Annotated in this window: 15 protein-coding genes; 14 read left to right on the forward strand and 1 reads right to left on the reverse strand. The window is 39.0% G+C overall.

From position 1 onward, the window contains the following. Positions 1-172 precede the first annotated feature (172 nt). Positions 173-673, forward strand: a complete 501-nt coding sequence (locus tag AC6UD8_RS00855) for a hypothetical protein (protein WP_500699098.1) — start codon at positions 173-175, stop codon at positions 671-673. Between the two features lie 50 nt (positions 674-723). Here AC6UD8_RS00855 and AC6UD8_RS00860 read toward each other — a convergent pair whose 3' ends face one another. Continuing rightward, positions 724-2,463, reverse strand: coding sequence for a phospho-sugar mutase (locus AC6UD8_RS00860; RefSeq protein ID WP_500723552.1), 1,740 nt, complete (start codon positions 2,461-2,463; stop codon positions 724-726). Between the two features lie 152 nt (positions 2,464-2,615). Here AC6UD8_RS00860 and AC6UD8_RS00865 point away from each other — a divergent pair, with 152 nt between their 5' ends. The 13 genes from AC6UD8_RS00865 to AC6UD8_RS00925 all read left to right on the forward strand — a co-directional run bounded on the left by AC6UD8_RS00865 (position 2,616) and on the right by AC6UD8_RS00925 (position 15,348). Beyond that, on the forward strand, positions 2,616-2,888 hold the full coding sequence (locus AC6UD8_RS00865) for a GNAT family N-acetyltransferase (protein ID WP_500696433.1): 273 nt from the start codon (positions 2,616-2,618) through the stop codon (positions 2,886-2,888). A gap of 12 nt (positions 2,889-2,900) precedes the next feature. Further along, complete coding sequence (gene galE, locus AC6UD8_RS00870; RefSeq protein ID WP_500693389.1) at positions 2,901-3,893, forward strand: UDP-glucose 4-epimerase GalE; 993 nt, start codon at positions 2,901-2,903, stop codon at positions 3,891-3,893. A gap of 14 nt (positions 3,894-3,907) precedes the next feature. Continuing rightward, the gene (locus tag AC6UD8_RS00875) at positions 3,908-4,819 is read left to right on the forward strand and encodes a DMT family transporter (protein WP_500695371.1); all 912 of its coding nucleotides are present in this window, start codon (positions 3,908-3,910) and stop codon (positions 4,817-4,819) included. A 132-nt stretch (positions 4,820-4,951) separates the two neighbouring features. Further along, positions 4,952-7,681, forward strand: coding sequence for an MMPL family transporter (locus AC6UD8_RS00880; protein ID WP_500699100.1), 2,730 nt, complete (start codon positions 4,952-4,954; stop codon positions 7,679-7,681). A 160-nt stretch (positions 7,682-7,841) separates the two neighbouring features. Next, entirely contained in the window at positions 7,842-8,780 is a 939-nt protein-coding gene (locus AC6UD8_RS00885; protein WP_500693392.1) for a DMT family transporter, read from the forward strand. Between the two features lie 8 nt (positions 8,781-8,788). Continuing rightward, the gene (locus AC6UD8_RS00890; protein ID WP_500693393.1) at positions 8,789-9,106 is read left to right on the forward strand and encodes a DUF7671 family protein; all 318 of its coding nucleotides are present in this window, start codon (positions 8,789-8,791) and stop codon (positions 9,104-9,106) included. Positions 9,107-9,122: 16 nt separating this feature from the next. Continuing rightward, a complete protein-coding gene (locus tag AC6UD8_RS00895) occupies positions 9,123-10,055 on the forward strand; it encodes a DMT family transporter (RefSeq protein WP_500693394.1) in 933 nt (310 codons plus the stop codon). Between the two features lie 88 nt (positions 10,056-10,143). Further along, the gene (locus AC6UD8_RS00900) at positions 10,144-10,407 is read left to right on the forward strand and encodes a hypothetical protein (protein ID WP_500693395.1); all 264 of its coding nucleotides are present in this window, start codon (positions 10,144-10,146) and stop codon (positions 10,405-10,407) included. A 76-nt stretch (positions 10,408-10,483) separates the two neighbouring features. Beyond that, positions 10,484-10,801, forward strand: a complete 318-nt coding sequence (locus tag AC6UD8_RS00905; RefSeq protein WP_500699102.1) for a winged helix-turn-helix domain-containing protein — start codon at positions 10,484-10,486, stop codon at positions 10,799-10,801. Between the two features lie 114 nt (positions 10,802-10,915). Continuing rightward, positions 10,916-11,602, forward strand: coding sequence for a response regulator transcription factor (locus tag AC6UD8_RS00910; RefSeq protein ID WP_500699104.1), 687 nt, complete (start codon positions 10,916-10,918; stop codon positions 11,600-11,602). After that, the gene (locus AC6UD8_RS00915; protein WP_500699107.1) at positions 11,589-12,572 is read left to right on the forward strand and encodes a sensor histidine kinase; all 984 of its coding nucleotides are present in this window, start codon (positions 11,589-11,591) and stop codon (positions 12,570-12,572) included. Before AC6UD8_RS00910 ends, AC6UD8_RS00915 begins: the two co-directional genes overlap by 14 nt. A gap of 90 nt (positions 12,573-12,662) precedes the next feature. Further along, positions 12,663-13,424 carry an ABC transporter ATP-binding protein gene (locus AC6UD8_RS00920; RefSeq protein ID WP_500699109.1) on the forward strand — a complete coding sequence of 254 codons (762 nt, stop codon included), beginning with the start codon at positions 12,663-12,665 and terminating at the stop codon, positions 13,422-13,424. Further along, positions 13,417-15,348, forward strand: a complete 1,932-nt coding sequence (locus AC6UD8_RS00925) for an ABC transporter permease (RefSeq protein ID WP_500699112.1) — start codon at positions 13,417-13,419, stop codon at positions 15,346-15,348. The genes AC6UD8_RS00920 and AC6UD8_RS00925 overlap by 8 nt, the downstream gene beginning before the upstream one ends. Positions 15,349-15,371: the final 23 nt, after the last annotated feature.

Here is a 15,371-nt window from a genome sequence, read left to right on the forward strand (position 1 = left end):
CTTAATTTATCATTATGATAATAATGATACATCATTGTTAATTGGTTATGTAAGCAGGAATTAACAAACCAATGATTTTACCGAGAGAAAGTTACTATTGGTAAGCGCTTACAGCTAATGATATAATGAAAGTAATAATTCACAAACCAAACATCAGAAAGGGGTTGGCAATTTGAGCTTAAAAAGTTGGTTTAGTAATTTGACGGATAAGGAGACCCCGAGCCTTTCGGATTCGAAACTAGCGGATAACGTTCAATTCATTGATAACGAAGGAAAATACCTTGAAACGGTTGTTAATAGTTTTAAAGATAACTCCGGGTTAATTCATTATCGTGGTGATGGTTACACCGTTGAGAATTCATTTGCGTTTGCGATTGGTGACCTAGTCAATGACGATAACTTGCTTGAAAAATGCGCTTATTCGATTAAATTGTTAAAGAGAATGGACGCACCCAAAAAATCAAAGTTGGCCTCCTTAATTGCGCAGTTGATTAAGATGATTACGTATGTTTCTGATTATGTTACGGGAATGCGGCGTGATATGCGCCAGGGAACAACTGGTCATGCTGCGATCCAGATGTTCTGGCGTAGTGAGAAGGCCATTAAGGAATTTAAAGTTGAAAAAGTGTACACGGTCGCACTTGTTAATGCTGATGAACCAGTAACTAAATGAAAGTATCAAAAAACTGGACTCAAACGAGTCCAGTTTTTGTTTGCTTAAAATTATTTATTTAATAGTTCATCGTCAACGGCTTGAGTGTAGCTCTCGAGTTTTTGATCAGCTGCCTTTGCTGTATCAGCTTTAACACCGATGTAAAACTTGATCTTGGGTTCAGTTCCAGAAGGACGAATTGCAAGCCAAGTCCCATCATCAAGCCAATACTTTAAAACGTTCGATTGTGGTAACTCAATCTTTTGGGTTGAACCATCAGCCATCGTCGTGGTGGAAGTCTGGAAGTCTTCAAGCTTAATCACCTTGGCGCCATTGAATGTTGTCATGGGATGGTCTCTAAAGTCTTTCATGATTGCGGCCATCTTGGATTTACCCTCTAGACCATCGAATTCCTTGGAGATGGTCTTTTCTCTAAAGTAACCGTACTTCTTGTAGATATCCTGAAGACCGTCGTACAGGGTCATCCCCTTTTCCCGGTAGTAAGCAGCAACTTCAGCAAGCAGTAGGGTTGACTGAATGGCGTCCTTATCTCTTACAAACGGTTTGATAAGATAACCGTAGCTTTCTTCAAATCCAAAGAGGAAGGTGTGATCGTGATTTTGTTCAAAGTTTTTGATTTGTTCCGCAATAAACTTGAATCCAGTTAGGACGTTCTTCATCTCGATCCCGTAATTCTTGGCAATATCGGTAGCAAGTTCAGTTGAAACGATTGATTTGACCACTACTCCATCCTTTGGAAGGGTACCAGCGTCTTTTTTGGCTTGAAGAATATAATTTAAAAGAACACTGGCAATTTGGTTTCCAGTCATCAGTTTGTACTCACCGTCAGGTTGTCTAACGGCGGCTCCCAAACGGTCAGCGTCAGGGTCGGTCGCAATCAGAACGTCCGCATCTTCTTTTTTACCCAATTTGATGGCAAGATCGAAGGTTTGCGGGAATTCTGGATTAGGAAATGGTGTAGTAGGAAATTCAGGGTCGGCGATGGTTTGTTCAACAACCGCGTCGTAGTTCTTGAACCCAGCGTCTGAGAGTGCCCGTCTAGCAACAATTTTACCAGTCCCATGAAGGGGAGTGTAGACAAACTTCAGATCTTTTCCTACCTTATTAATCAGGTCATGGTTCACGTTGACCGTTTGAACGGCTTCTAGATAAGGAACGTCGACGTTTTCACCAACGATACTCATGAGCCCATCCTTTCTAAGGTCCTTTTCCTCTGAAACTGGAATTTTGAAGAGGTCGTTGACCTTGCGGATGTAAGTAGTTATTAGATCGGATTCTTTGGGTGGCATTTGACCACCATCTTCACCGTAAATCTTGTAACCATTGTATTGTTTTGGATTGTGACTAGCGGTAATCATGATTCCGGCGTAAGTGTGTAAGTGACGCACAGCAAACGAAAGTTCTGGAGTTGGGCGAATGTCATCAAAAACAAACGTCTTGATGCCATGAGCACCAAGTACCCGAGCCGCTTCGTGAGCAAAGAGTTGCGAATTGTATCGGGGATCAAAACTAATAACAACCCCACGCTTTTTTACCTCAGGATCAAGGGTGTCCATCAGTTGGGCGAGACCCTCAGTGGCCTGTCTAACGGTATAAACGTTTATCCGGTTCGTTCCAGCACCGAGCGTTCCACGCATTCCGGCCGTTCCAAATGAAAGTGATGACCCAAAAGCGTCTTCAATTTGTTCCGAATCGTTTCTCATTTTGGCTAAATCGATTTTTAATTCTGCCGGCATATCTTCTTGAGAAACCCAGTTATCATATTCCTGTTTAGTATCTGTTGCACTCATAATTTTCCTCCTGGAAATAATTTTTCCACGTCGAATAGTTTGAATTGTAACTTCTAATATGGATTATAATTAAAGTCCGACACTCCGTCAATGTAAGCGCCTTTATATTGATGTCAAGACTGTGATATACTTACGCTAAGGTGGTGAGACAAATGAAATTTGATTATGAACCAGGTCGTTTCTATGCTAACGATGTCCATGGTGATTTAATTGCTGAAGTTACTTTTACTGAAGATAATGGAGTAGTCTCCATTAACGAAACATTTGTGAACCCAAGTTATCGTGGCCAGGGTTTAGCTGGAAAGTTAATTATGGTAATGATTGATTACGCCAAAGAAAACCATGATTTAATCAAACCAGTTTGTTCCTTTGCCGTTAAATTTTTCGAAAAAAATACTCAATATGATGATTTATTAGATAAATAGGAGGTAATTAAGATGGCTGTATTAGTTGCTGGAGGAGCTGGATACATTGGCTCACACATGGTCGATCAATTAATTAATAAAGGTTACGATGTTGTAGTGGTTGATAATTTGTCAACGGGACACCGCAAGGCCGTTAATCCTAAAGCAAAGTTTTATGAGGGGGATACTCGTGATTCTGACTTTTTGGATGACGTTTTCGCTAAGGAAAATATCGATGCTGTAATCCACATGGATGCTTTCTCACTGGTTCCCGAATCAATGAAGGATCCTTTGAAGTATTTTGATAACAACGTGATTGGGATGATTAAGCTGTTGGAGTCAATGAAGAAAGCTGGGATTAAGTACTTGGTCTTTTCTTCCACCGCTGCGACCTACGGTAATCCAGAGCGAATTCCAATCTATGAAAAGGATCGAAAAGACCCCATCAACCCTTATGGTGAAAGCAAGTTAATCATGGAGCACATTATGAAGTGGGTTGATGAAGCTTACGGCATTAAGTTTGTTGCTCTTAGATACTTTAACGCTGCTGGAGCCAAGGAAGACGGTTCCATTGGGGAGGATCATCATCCAGAAACCCATTTAATTCCCATCGTCTTAAAGGTTGCCGCAGGTCAGCAGGATACCATGAAGATTTTTGGGGATGATTATGACACGCCAGACGGGACCAACGTTCGTGATTACGTGCACGTCCTTGATTTAGCGGACGCTCATATTTTAGCCATGAAGTATCTGGAAAAGGGTAATCCAAGTAACATCTTTAACCTCGGTTCATCAACTGGTTTTTCCAATAAACAGATCGTTGATGCCGCTCGAAAGGTTACTGGTAAGAAGATTCCGGTTGAAATTGACGCAAGACGTGGTGGCGATCCTGATACCTTGATTGCTAACTCTGACAAGGCGAGAGAAGTTCTTGGTTGGAAACCACAGTTTGATAACGTTGAAGAAATCATTAAAACCGCTTGGACCTGGAAGACTAAGCATCCAAATGGTTACGAAGATAAGTAAATGGGGCACAAATATTGAAGAAAAGTAAAACTTACATTGGTGTCATCCTAGCAATTGCTGGAGCCATCATGTGGGGAATTCAAGGACCTGTTTCGCAGTTCTTGTTTCAAGATAAGAATTTTTCAACGGAATGGTTAATGGGAGTTAAGATGTCGGTTGCCGGCATCTTAATTCTTTTATTTACAAAGTTTGTTCAAAGAAATAGGATTTTAAAGATTTGGCACACCGGATATAGCTGGGTCATCCTGCTCTGTTATGCGATTTTTGGTTTATCGGCCGTTCAGTACCTATACTTACTGACAACGAGAGCCAGTAATGCGGCAACTTCAACTATCATGCAGAGCCTTGGAACGGTCATCATTATGATTTTGACGGTGATTGTGTACAAAAAAGCACCAACGATTCAGCAGGGTGTCGCTGTAGTGGTAGCCCTACTTGGAACGTGGTTACTGGTAACAAAGGGAGATTTGACCCATCTCGCAATGAGTCCTAAAGCGTTTACGCTTGGCCTCTGCCTGGCCTTTGCTGGCGCGCTTCAGACCATGCTGCCGGTCAAACTCCAGGAAAAGTTCAGCACGTTTGTCATCATTGGATGGGCAATGATCGTTGGCGGAGTGATCTTCACCTGCGTTCATCCCTTTTGGGTGAATGTTCCCAAGCTTTCTCTTGGTGGCATTTTGGGAGTGGCCTTCATTGTGCTTTTTGGCACAATGTTGTCATTTCTATGCTTCACATCGAGTTTAAGGTACGTGTCCGCTACGACTGCCGGTCTACTCGATACTTTTGAACCTTTGTCGGCAACGATTGGAACCGTGGTTTTCTTACATACCAGTTTCAATATCTATGAAATCATTGGTGGCATTTTGGTCTTGAGTACCGTTTTTATCCTGGCAATCAGACCCAGAAAAGCATCACTTCAGCACTGACTAATCGGTTGGTGCTTTTTTGATTGAACTGCTTTTGGCGGATTGCTTGTTTGTGATCAATTTTGTATAATTGGAAGCGTTATGAATGAATTAATGTTTTAAGTAAAATATTAAGCATTGAGGAGGAGTTTGATGAATAGGTTCGTCAAAAAATACATATTTTTTGCGATATTTTGGGTTCTTGCTGTTTTAGCTGCCATTTTCTTTTTGCCCAGCATTTCACAGGTAACTGCACAACATGGACAGACTAAGATTCCAGCTAACATGCAGAGTCAGGTTGCTGAAAATATTCAAAAGCATTGGGGCCATCATATTAGCGATACCAGACAAGTTGTACTGGTATATAACAACGGCAATAAACGCATTAATGCTAGTAAACAGGCTAACATTGATCGAACCGTTTCGAAGCTAAAAAATGATGCCGATTACTATGGAATTAAGGGTGTTACCTCAGCAAACGAGAATGCCGCCGCCAAGAAACAACTGATTTCAAAGGACGGTACGACCGAATTAGTTCAACTGAATGTTTCTAAAAAGGACTCGGTTGAAACGATGAACAACAAACTCAAAAAGGGTGCGAAAACGGCGAACTTGAAGTCGTACGTGACGGGATCCGATGTCTTAGATGACGACATGCGGCAGTCAATGATCGACGGCATCAAGCAAACCGAAATCATTGCGGCAGTCTTTATTTTGATTGTGTTGATCATTGTCTTTAAATCTCCAATCGTTCCGTTGATTTCACTTTTGACCGTGGGAGTTTCTTTCATTGTCTCTTTGAGTGTCGTCATGAATTTGGCGAAGTATATGGGCTTTCCACTCTCAAACTTTACCCAGGTCTTTATGGTGGTAGTGCTGTTTGGAATTGGGACTGACTACAATATCCTGCTGTATGACCGGTTTAAGGATAATCTGGGACAAGGAATGGACAAAGTTGAGGCGACGGTCGATGCCAGAAGACGAGCAGGTAAGACCATTCTTTACAGTGGTGGTTCGGTCCTAATTGGTTTCTTTGCCCTTGGACTGGCCAAGTTCTCAATTTACCAGTCTGGAGTGGCAGTTGCCATCGGAGTGGTGGTACTATTACTGGTACTTCTCTCATTAAATCCGTTCTTTATGGCACTCCTTGGTAAGACCATGTACTGGCCCGCTAAAAATCTGTCACCAAAGAAACGGGGTAGTCGAATCTGGTACTTCTTGTCCAGTCATTCAGTTGCACATCCGGTGATGGCGATTGCCTTAGTTCTAGTTTTGACTTTGCCGTTGATTTTCTTTGCGGGAAAGAGCAGCTTGAACTACGATAATTCGGTTGAATTAAGTAATTCATTGCCTTCAAAACAAGGATTAAATACGGTATCCAAGCATTTCTCAAAGGGAACTGCTGAACCGTCAACGATTTATATTCAATCCAAACACAAGGTCAATAACGAGAAGTCAATGATGGAAATTGATCGGATTACTCGTCAATTGGAGAAAAATAAGGAAATTAAGACGGTTGCTTCGGTCACCCAACCAAGTGGTGAACCAATTAACCAACTCTACTTAAACGATCAGCTGGGGACTTTGAACAGCAAGATGCAACAGGCTAATGCTGGTCTAACCCAACTTCAGAGTGGGGCTAACAGTGGTTCATTTAATGCTGATCAACTAAAGGCAATTGGGGCTTCGGCACAATCAATTGGAGATCATTTAAAGACCATTCAAGGCGCTAGTGGAGCAAGTACCGCTCCTGGTCAAACTTCTGGTCAGCAAGTCATCGCCCAGATGCAACAACAAGCCACCGCTATGGGGTCACCAATGAGTCCTCAACAGTTACAAATTGTTGCTTCCGGTCTTCAAAGTGTTAGTTCCAAGGTACAAATGCAACAGGCCGCTTCTATGTCAGGTCTTCAAAATGAATTGGCCGGGATTGCCTCAGATACTCAAAACATTGGTGCAAATGCTCAGGCGATGGGGCAACAGTTGCAAGGGGTCCAAGCCCAATTGTCGCAAGCAAATGATGGCCTAAGTAAGATTAATAAGGGAATGCAACAGTCAAATGAATACTTGACCGGTTTACAGAACTCAGCTGCGGCTGCGAACACGTTCTACATTCCTAATCAGGTGCTTCAAAGTGATACTTTCAAGCAAGCCTTAAACAACTACGTTTCTTCTAATGACAAGATTACAAGCATCACTTTTATCTTAAAAGATAACCCATCAAACGCTAAGTCGATGAACTTGGTTAAGGACGTTCAAAATCAAGTTAAACAGTCACTGAAGGGAACTAGTTTAAATGATGCAACCGTTGCAATTGGGGGAGAGACAGCAACCATGTCTGACACCCATGATATTGCCTCACAAGACTTCTTCAGAACGGCTGTCATCATGTTAGTCGGAATCCTGATTGCACTGATGTTTGTAACTCGTTCAATTTTACAACCACTTTACATTGAAGGAACATTAATTTTGACGTACTTCACTTCATTGACGTTGACACGGATCTTCTCGGATATTTTCCTCGGACAGAGCATGTTGACTTGGAACACGCCGTTCTTTACCTTTATCATGTTGATTGCGTTGGGGGTTGATTACAGTATCTTCTTGATGATGAGGTACCGAGAAACCAAAGACGGAACGCCTGCGAAACGAATCGTTAATTCGGCCAACTATATTGGAGTAGTGGTATTATCTGCTGCTGTGATTTTAGGTGGTACGTTTGCCGCACTGATTCCATCAGGAATTTTGACACTGATTCAGGTTGCCATCGGGGTTATCATTGGTTTAATTATCTTAGTAATCATCTTGCCAATCCTGTTACCAGCTGCCATTCGGTTAACATATCAACCAATGAGTTTTAAACGAGATAAAAACGAAGATTAGTTTTTAATTTAAAAGCGAAACCAGATAAAATTGGTTTCGCTTTTTTATGTTAGATAAAATGACATGGACTATTGACCGCCCTGTTCTTTACGCCTAAAATTAAACTATTAAATTGATATGTAAAAAAATAAATCGGTTTATGCCGAGTTAGGGTGAAAATATGAGTGAAGAAAAGACTAGCATTGGAAAAAGTAAAGTATTAAAAGGCATTGCTTGGGCAACCCTTGCATCCACTTTTTGGGGTATTTCTGGGGTTGTTTTGCAGTTTGTCTCACAAAATGCCGCTATTCCAGCTTCATGGTTCTTGTCCGTCAGAACTATTTTTTCCGGGATTCTACTTTTAGCAATTGGTTCGATTATGTATGGGAAAAAAATCTTCCATGTTTTTAAGGACTGGAAATCGATTATTTGTATTGTGGCATATGGAATCATTGGCTTAGGTGCCAACCTGATGTCGTTTTACCTTAGTGTTCAGGACGGAAACGCAGCATCAGCAACCATCTTGCAGTATTTATCACCACTGTTCATCCTTTTAGGGGGCTTTTTGTTCTTTCATAAACGTCCCTATAAGATTGATTTAATCGTGTTTCTGTTGGCACTTGTCGGGGTGTTTTTGGCAATTACCAAGGGTGACATTAATCAGTTAGCTATTCCGCTGCCAGCGTTACTTTGGGGAATTGTTTCAGGAATCACGGCCGCATGCTACGTTGTCATCCCTCGGCCATTAATGGAAGAAAATTCACCAATTGTCGTCCTTGGATGGGGAACCTTGATTGCCGGATTGGTCTTTAACATTCATCAACCAGTTTGGGTTGGTGTACCTCACTTAACGATGGGTGCGATCATTGGAATTGGTGCCATTGTTATCATTGGAACCGTAATCCCATTTGCATGTTTGCTTCACAGTTTACATTTTGCTTCCTCTGAAGACGTTAGTTTAGTTGATGCCGTTCAGCCAGTAGTGACTTTCATTTTGAGTGTTATCTTCTTGCACACCAAGATTAGTTTAATGGAAATTGTCGGATCCGCCTTGGTAATTCTTGCCATCTACATCTTGCAGGATTCCAAGCGTCGCAATATTAAGCAACAGAAGCTTTAGCCAAGATCATGGCAGATAAATATAAAGTAATTCGCTTTACCGGTGTCCCAGTTAAACTGGATGACTCCGGTAATTACGTAATTAAGAAGGATGAGCAGGGTAATTTTAAACTTCATACTTGGCGGATCGGAAAACATACTAAGGGACATTTTCAGCGCATTGGTCAGGTTTTTTTGACGGAAAATAAATTAAGGGTTGCCATTGTGGCGGATTTTAGTGTATCTTTTAAAAAACGACATTTGTACACACCGATGGAACGTTTTTTAAATGATTACGTTGATTTGAAGTTGATTGATGAGGCAAAGTCACATTTAGATCAAGAGTAGACTGTGAGGAGAGAATATGAAAAGTAAAACGGGTAAGATGAGCAACACCGTTAAAGGAATTAGTTTAGCGGCGTTTGCTTCAACTTCATGGGGTGTTGCTGGCGTTATTACACAGTATGTTTCACAAAACGTTGGGATTCCAGCTGCCTGGTTTTTGTCAGCACGGACTACCGGGGCTGCGATTGTATTGTTACTAGTCAGTGCCATTATTTATGGAAAGGGCATTTTTAGTGTTTTCCGTTCATGGAAATCAATCATGTGGCTAGTTTTATACGGTTTGTTCGGTTTGGCTGCCAACATGGGAAGTTTCTACGTTAGTATCCAGACTGGAAACGCCGCTGCCACCACGATTTTGCAGTACCTGTCACCGCTATTCATCCTACTGGGTGGTTTTCTGTTCATGCACAAAAAGCCCATGAAGATGGACATCGTGGTCTTCATTTTGGCGCTAGCTGGAGTTTTCCTTTCAATTACTAAGGGGGACCTTTCGCAATTATCCATTCCCTTTGACTCGTTTTTCTGGGGGATCATTTCTGGAATCACTGCTGCTTTGTACGTGGTGCTTCCAAGGCCACTGGCTCACGACAACTCACCAATCGTGGTTCTTGGCTGGGGAACTCTGATTGCCAGTTTAGCCTTTAACATTAATCATCCCGTTTGGACCAACGTGCCCCACTTAGGAATGGGTGGAGTCCTTGGTGTTTGTGGGATCATCCTCTTTGGAACCCTCCTGACATTCTCATCACTGATCTACGCTTCCCGCTTTACTTCTTCAGAAGTTATCAGTTTACTAGACGCCATTCAACCGGTTGCAACCTTTATCTTGAGTGTGATCTTTTTACACACTCACATCAGTTGGATTGAAGTCCTTGGTGCCGTTCTGGTTATTTTGGCCGTTTACATCCTTCAGTACGTCCAGCGACACAAGAATCAAGAAGAACTCTTATAACTTTCTTAAACCCTTGAGCATATTGGTTTGAACCCCTGATGTTTCAAGATATAATGATGTCATACTTAAATAAAGGGGAGAGATTGTTATGTCAGACGAAAGTAAAGAAACAAAAGCATTAGATAAGATTTCAGAAATTATGAACGAACTCCAAAAAACTTTGGACAAGGAAGGCACTGAATCACAAGAAGGCCACAAAGTTCATCGTTGGTTAGAAGAACACCGTGCCATTCATGAAATTAAACGCACCCTTCATGAAGTTGGTAAGTTCGACAAGTTCGATTCTGCTGCTTATGATAAATTTATGAAAGATTATAAAAAGGTTGTCGACGATTTGGACGACAACGATTAATAAGCTCTAAAAGGAGGCTACTTGGTAGCTTCCTTTTTTTGTGACAATTTTAATAAATAAAATCGGAGATGAGAATTTGGTAGATAAAAGTAATGGATTTAGTTTTGATGGGTTCACTTTAAATCCGGCAGTGGGAGAACTAAGCAGTAATACACAGTCAATTAAGCTAACTCCAACTGAGACCTCACTAATGGTCCTTTTCATTGAGCATAAGAATAAATTAGTGTCCAAAAAGGAATTGATGACGTTTCTGTGGGCGAACGGAAGTTTTATTGATGAGGATGCCATTGAAGATGACATTAGTTTACTTCGACGCAAGTTAGACCAAGTTGGATTAAAAGAAAAGATTAAGACGGTGCCAATGCGGGGATATAAACTGGTTACTGATCATTGATAATCTAAACTTTTTAGAGAAGTCAGTCATGCTGGCTTCTTTTTTGTGGATGAAAACTAATTATTGATAGTGTAAACTAAGATAAGATTAAGAAAATATAGTAGGAGGGTAGAAATGACACGAATATTTTTAGTTGAAGATGATCAGACAATTGCGAAAGCAGTTGTTAGTGAACTTAAGAAATGGAAATACATAGTAACGGTGGCAAAAGATTGGGAATACCTACTAGATGAATTCAATGCGGTAAAGGCTGATTTAGTTCTAATGGATATTACCTTGCCAATTTATGATGGATTTTATTGGACTGAAAAGATCCGCAAAAAATCAAATGTCCCCATTATTTTTCTTTCGTCTGCAGAAATGGACCCAAACGCAGTTCGTGCCATTTCCGCTGGTGCTGATGATTACATTACTAAACCGTTTTCCACTAACGTATTGAGTTCTAAAATTAGTGCGATGTTGCGTCGTACTAAGAATAACCAACCCAACGAAAACTATTTAGAATATGAAAACTTTAAACTGAACTTTCTAACAAATGAATTCAGTGACGGTAATGATGCGGTTAAGTTAACCCCAACTGAAGCCTACGTTTTACGCATCCTTATATTAAATGTCAATAGTCTAGTCTCGAAAAAGAAATTAATGCGTTTATTGTGGGAAGGTGGGTCGTTCATTGATTTGGACGTTCTTGGAGTAAATATTAGTCGTTTAAGAGGCAAACTAAATAAGGTTGGTCTGGATGATCGAATTGTAACCGAACGAAAACGCGGATATAGGTTAATTTCTGATGAACAAGATTAAATATTGGATTCAATTATTCTTACAACAAACTCCAATCGTATTAGTTTACTTGATCACGCTTAGTTTCATGTTAGTGCTATGTTTGCTTTACAAGTTTCCAATGGAAGTTTGTAAAGATTTGATCAGGTTTACGTGGATACCCGTCGTTTTTATTATTTTGTATCAAATCATTAAGACTAATTACAAAATTTCTAAAACCAAAAAGGATTTTTCTAGTAGAAAAATTAACGAGTTCTCCAAATCTGATCCATTACTTAGATTGACACAGATGAATTTTAATAAACAAATTGATAATGTCACTAGGTTAGAAAAGAAAATTAGACAGAGTGAGAAGAATAATCAGGATTATCTGATGATGTGGAGTCACGAAATGAAGCTTCCAATTGCCGGGCTTAGTATTTTGGCAGAACAATCCGCTAAGGTTGATAGTGATGACGTCGTCAAACAAGTGGCATTAATGCAAAATGAACTTGATAACCTATTAACTTATGAGCGATTGAATAGTTTTAATCATGACTTAAAGTTTGAGTCGTATGATTTAAATTTAATGATTCAGCAGGTTGTAAAAGAGTATTCGATTTTTTTCATCGAAAAACAAATCACTCCAAAAATTGAAGTTGATAACATTAAAGTTTTAACTGATAAGAAATGGCTTTCTTTTGTGTTAAAACAGGTAATTTATAATGGATTAAAGTATGCTTCGAAAAAAACTGTAATTCATGTGAATTGGAAGGGAACTACCCTTAGTGTTCAAGATAGTGGAGTTCCAATCCGTCAAAGTGAGTTGTCACGAATTTTTGAACCTGGTTTTACGGGAACTAACGGGAGAACACGGCAGTCTTCGACAGGGATGGGTTTATATTTAACTAAAACAATCTGTGATGAATTGAATATTAAAATTATGGTGACTTCTAATGAACGCGTCACTACCGTTAAATTAACTTTTTCTGACTTAACAATTGAAAAATAACAAACTGTAAGGTTACTTTCAAAATCGTAAGATCGATTTTTGAAGTGACCTTTTATAATGAATTCATAACTTAAACAAGGGGAATTTTAGATGACTTTATTAAGATTAGAACACGTTAAGAAAGTGTATCGAGAGGGATTAGAAAAGAAAATTGCGCTAAAGGATATTTCTTTTGATGTGAATAAAGGTGATTTTGTTGCCATCATGGGAGAATCTGGTGCTGGGAAGACTACGCTTTTAAACATCATGGCAACCCTCGATAAGCCAACAAGCGGTGTAATCAATTTGAATGGGACAAACATTGATGAGCTATCTGAGGAACAAGCAGCCAGATTTCGACGTGATCATCTAGGTTTTATTTTCCAAGATTTTGATTTACTAGATACATTTAATAATAAAGACAATATATTACTCCCCTTAGTTTTAGCTAAGACCAGTATGGTATTTATGACCAAGCAATTAAATAAAATTGCTGATGAATTAGGAATTAGTAGTATTTTGGAAAAATATCCATACGAAATTTCTGGTGGTCAGAAACAAAGAATTGCATCTGCTAGAGCGTTATTGACTCGTCCAGAATTAGTTTTAGCAGATGAACCAACGGGAGCACTTGATTCTCATAATTCGGCTAGGTTAATGAAACTACTTAATTCAGTAAATGTTGCCGGGCAAACGATTGTGATGGTAACTCACAGTGCCTTATCGGCAAGTTATTCAAAACGAACTCTTTTTATCAAAGATGGGATCATTTATCATGATTTGAGAAAAGGAGACATGAGCCAGAACCAGTACCTTGATGAAATTTCCAACAGTGTTAATTCCATTATTAGGGGAGGTTCTGATAATGATTGAAGCTAAATTATCCTTCCATAGTCTGAGACATAATCTTTCGCGATATGCCCTATTTATCCTTTCAACGTCACTATTAATTGGAATTAACTACATTTTATTTAGTTTATTAAATAATAGTAGTCTTCATAACAGTGAATATTGGAAGTTGATTGAGGCTCTGATGATACTCGGACTGGTATTTGTATTACTTATTTCTGTGATTTTTATTTTCTATGCGAATAGTTTTTTGATGCGACAGCGGGATCAAGAGCTTGGTCTGTATAATATTTTGGGACTGACTAAAGCAAATTTAGATCTGATTCTTTTGATTGAAAATATCATTTTATACTTAGTTAGTAGCGTAATTGGGATAATATTTGGGATCACTTTTGTAAAATTAGCGTTTTTAATTCTTAAACGATTACTAAATGACAACCAAATTAAGAGTACTGTTTCGATTATTGCTATCGGATTGGTGTTACTGATATTTGCTGGTATTTTTCTCTTAATATTTTTATTTGATGTATGTCGCATTATCAAGACTAATCCAATTATGTTGCTTAGGGCGGCAAGCAAGACTCCTAATGAGCCGAAGTCTCATTACCTCTGGGGATTGATGGGATTAATTTGTTTAGCAAGTGGCTATTTCATCTCAGCAACGACTAAGCCCAATAACAGCGTATTATATGTATTTATAATTGCGGTAATTTTAGTTGTAATCGGAACGTACTTGGTTTTTATTACCGGCATCATTTTAATTTTAAAAATGCTGCAAAAAAACAAACGATTTTATTACCAACCCAATCATTTTATTTCTATTTCGGGGATGTTGTATCGAATGAGACAGAATGGTGCAGGATTAGCCTCCATTTGCTTATTATGTACAGCAACTTTGGTGGTAATTGTGGCTACTGTAACTTTATTTATTAACACCCAAGCGTTAGTCAAAAATTTCAGTCCATATGATGTCATGGTTACGAGTAGTACTAAGTTTACTCAGACTAATAAGAAAAGTATTAGTAATATTGCTAGACAGAACCACACTAATATCACTGATTTTAAACAATTAAAACAAACTCAACCACAATCAGGAAACTTTACTGAGGAAGGTAAATTTGTCCCAAGTTTAACTGGTAAAACTGAATTATCAATCGTATCGTTGAAAGATTACAATGATTGGCAGCATCAAAGCGTTAAATTAAAACCGAACCAGGTATTATTTTTCTCACCTAGGTCTAAGATCGTTCCAAAAGAGATTAAGACAAATGGTGGTGAGTATCATGTTAAAAGAATTAATCATTTCTCTGTCACATCAGATTCACCTAACTTAGGGCAGCGTAGGACGTATGTCGTTGCTTCAAACAAAGAGAGTGTCTTGAAAATCAATCCATTGGTGAAAGAAGAGAAAGATGTTCCCTTTCAAAATGTAACTGCTTTTAATATTTATGGAAATGATAAAGCTAAGGCAGCCACTTCTAGACAAATCCAGAAACAATTAAAAATCCCAGAATATGAGTATACTTCTAAACCGATGATGAAAGATTTAATTCAATCTGTTTTTGGTAGTCTGTTATTTGTTGGAATTCTAATTGCTTTTATTATGGTAATTATGACTGCACTAATTATCTATTACAAGCAAATTTCGGAAGGACTGTCTGATAAAAACAGCTTTAAAACAATGAAAAAAGTTGGGTTAAGTACTAAGGAAAGTAAACATGCAATTCATAGTCAAATGCTCATGGTCTTTATGTTGCCAATTGTTGGAACAGTTATAAACTTAGGTTTTGCATATCCAGCTCTATCAAGTGTACTAAAAATGATCGGGGTATATGATTCAAAAGTTATGCTAAGCGTCAGTGTCTGTGCGACACTAGTTTTAATTGTTTTCTATATAGTAATTTATTTGTTAACAACTCATGTTTATCAACGAATCGTTAACAATTAATTCTAATAAAAGAGATGACAATT

Source organism: Fructilactobacillus sp. X1R3C1 (genome assembly GCF_059901545.1).

Coding starts and splice junctions, on each gene's coding strand:
- AC6UD8_RS00880 (WP_500699100.1), top strand. CDS start 4,952: ATGAATAGGTTCGTCAAAAAATACATATTTTTTGCGATATTTTGGGTT.
- AC6UD8_RS00885 (WP_500693392.1), top strand. CDS start 7,842: ATGAGTGAAGAAAAGACTAGCATTGGAAAAAGTAAAGTATTAAAAGGC.
- AC6UD8_RS00895 (WP_500693394.1), top strand. CDS start 9,123: ATGAAAAGTAAAACGGGTAAGATGAGCAACACCGTTAAAGGAATTAGT.
- AC6UD8_RS00915 (WP_500699107.1), top strand. CDS start 11,589: ATGAACAAGATTAAATATTGGATTCAATTATTCTTACAACAAACTCCA.
- AC6UD8_RS00925 (WP_500699112.1), top strand. CDS start 13,417: ATGATTGAAGCTAAATTATCCTTCCATAGTCTGAGACATAATCTTTCG.
- AC6UD8_RS00910 (WP_500699104.1), top strand. CDS start 10,916: ATGACACGAATATTTTTAGTTGAAGATGATCAGACAATTGCGAAAGCA.
- AC6UD8_RS00900 (WP_500693395.1), top strand. CDS start 10,144: ATGTCAGACGAAAGTAAAGAAACAAAAGCATTAGATAAGATTTCAGAA.
- galE (WP_500693389.1), top strand. CDS start 2,901: ATGGCTGTATTAGTTGCTGGAGGAGCTGGATACATTGGCTCACACATG.
- AC6UD8_RS00920 (WP_500699109.1), top strand. CDS start 12,663: ATGACTTTATTAAGATTAGAACACGTTAAGAAAGTGTATCGAGAGGGA.
- AC6UD8_RS00865 (WP_500696433.1), top strand. CDS start 2,616: ATGAAATTTGATTATGAACCAGGTCGTTTCTATGCTAACGATGTCCAT.
- AC6UD8_RS00890 (WP_500693393.1), top strand. CDS start 8,789: ATGGCAGATAAATATAAAGTAATTCGCTTTACCGGTGTCCCAGTTAAA.
- AC6UD8_RS00860 (WP_500723552.1), bottom strand. CDS start 2,463: ATGAGTGCAACAGATACTAAACAGGAATATGATAACTGGGTTTCTCAA.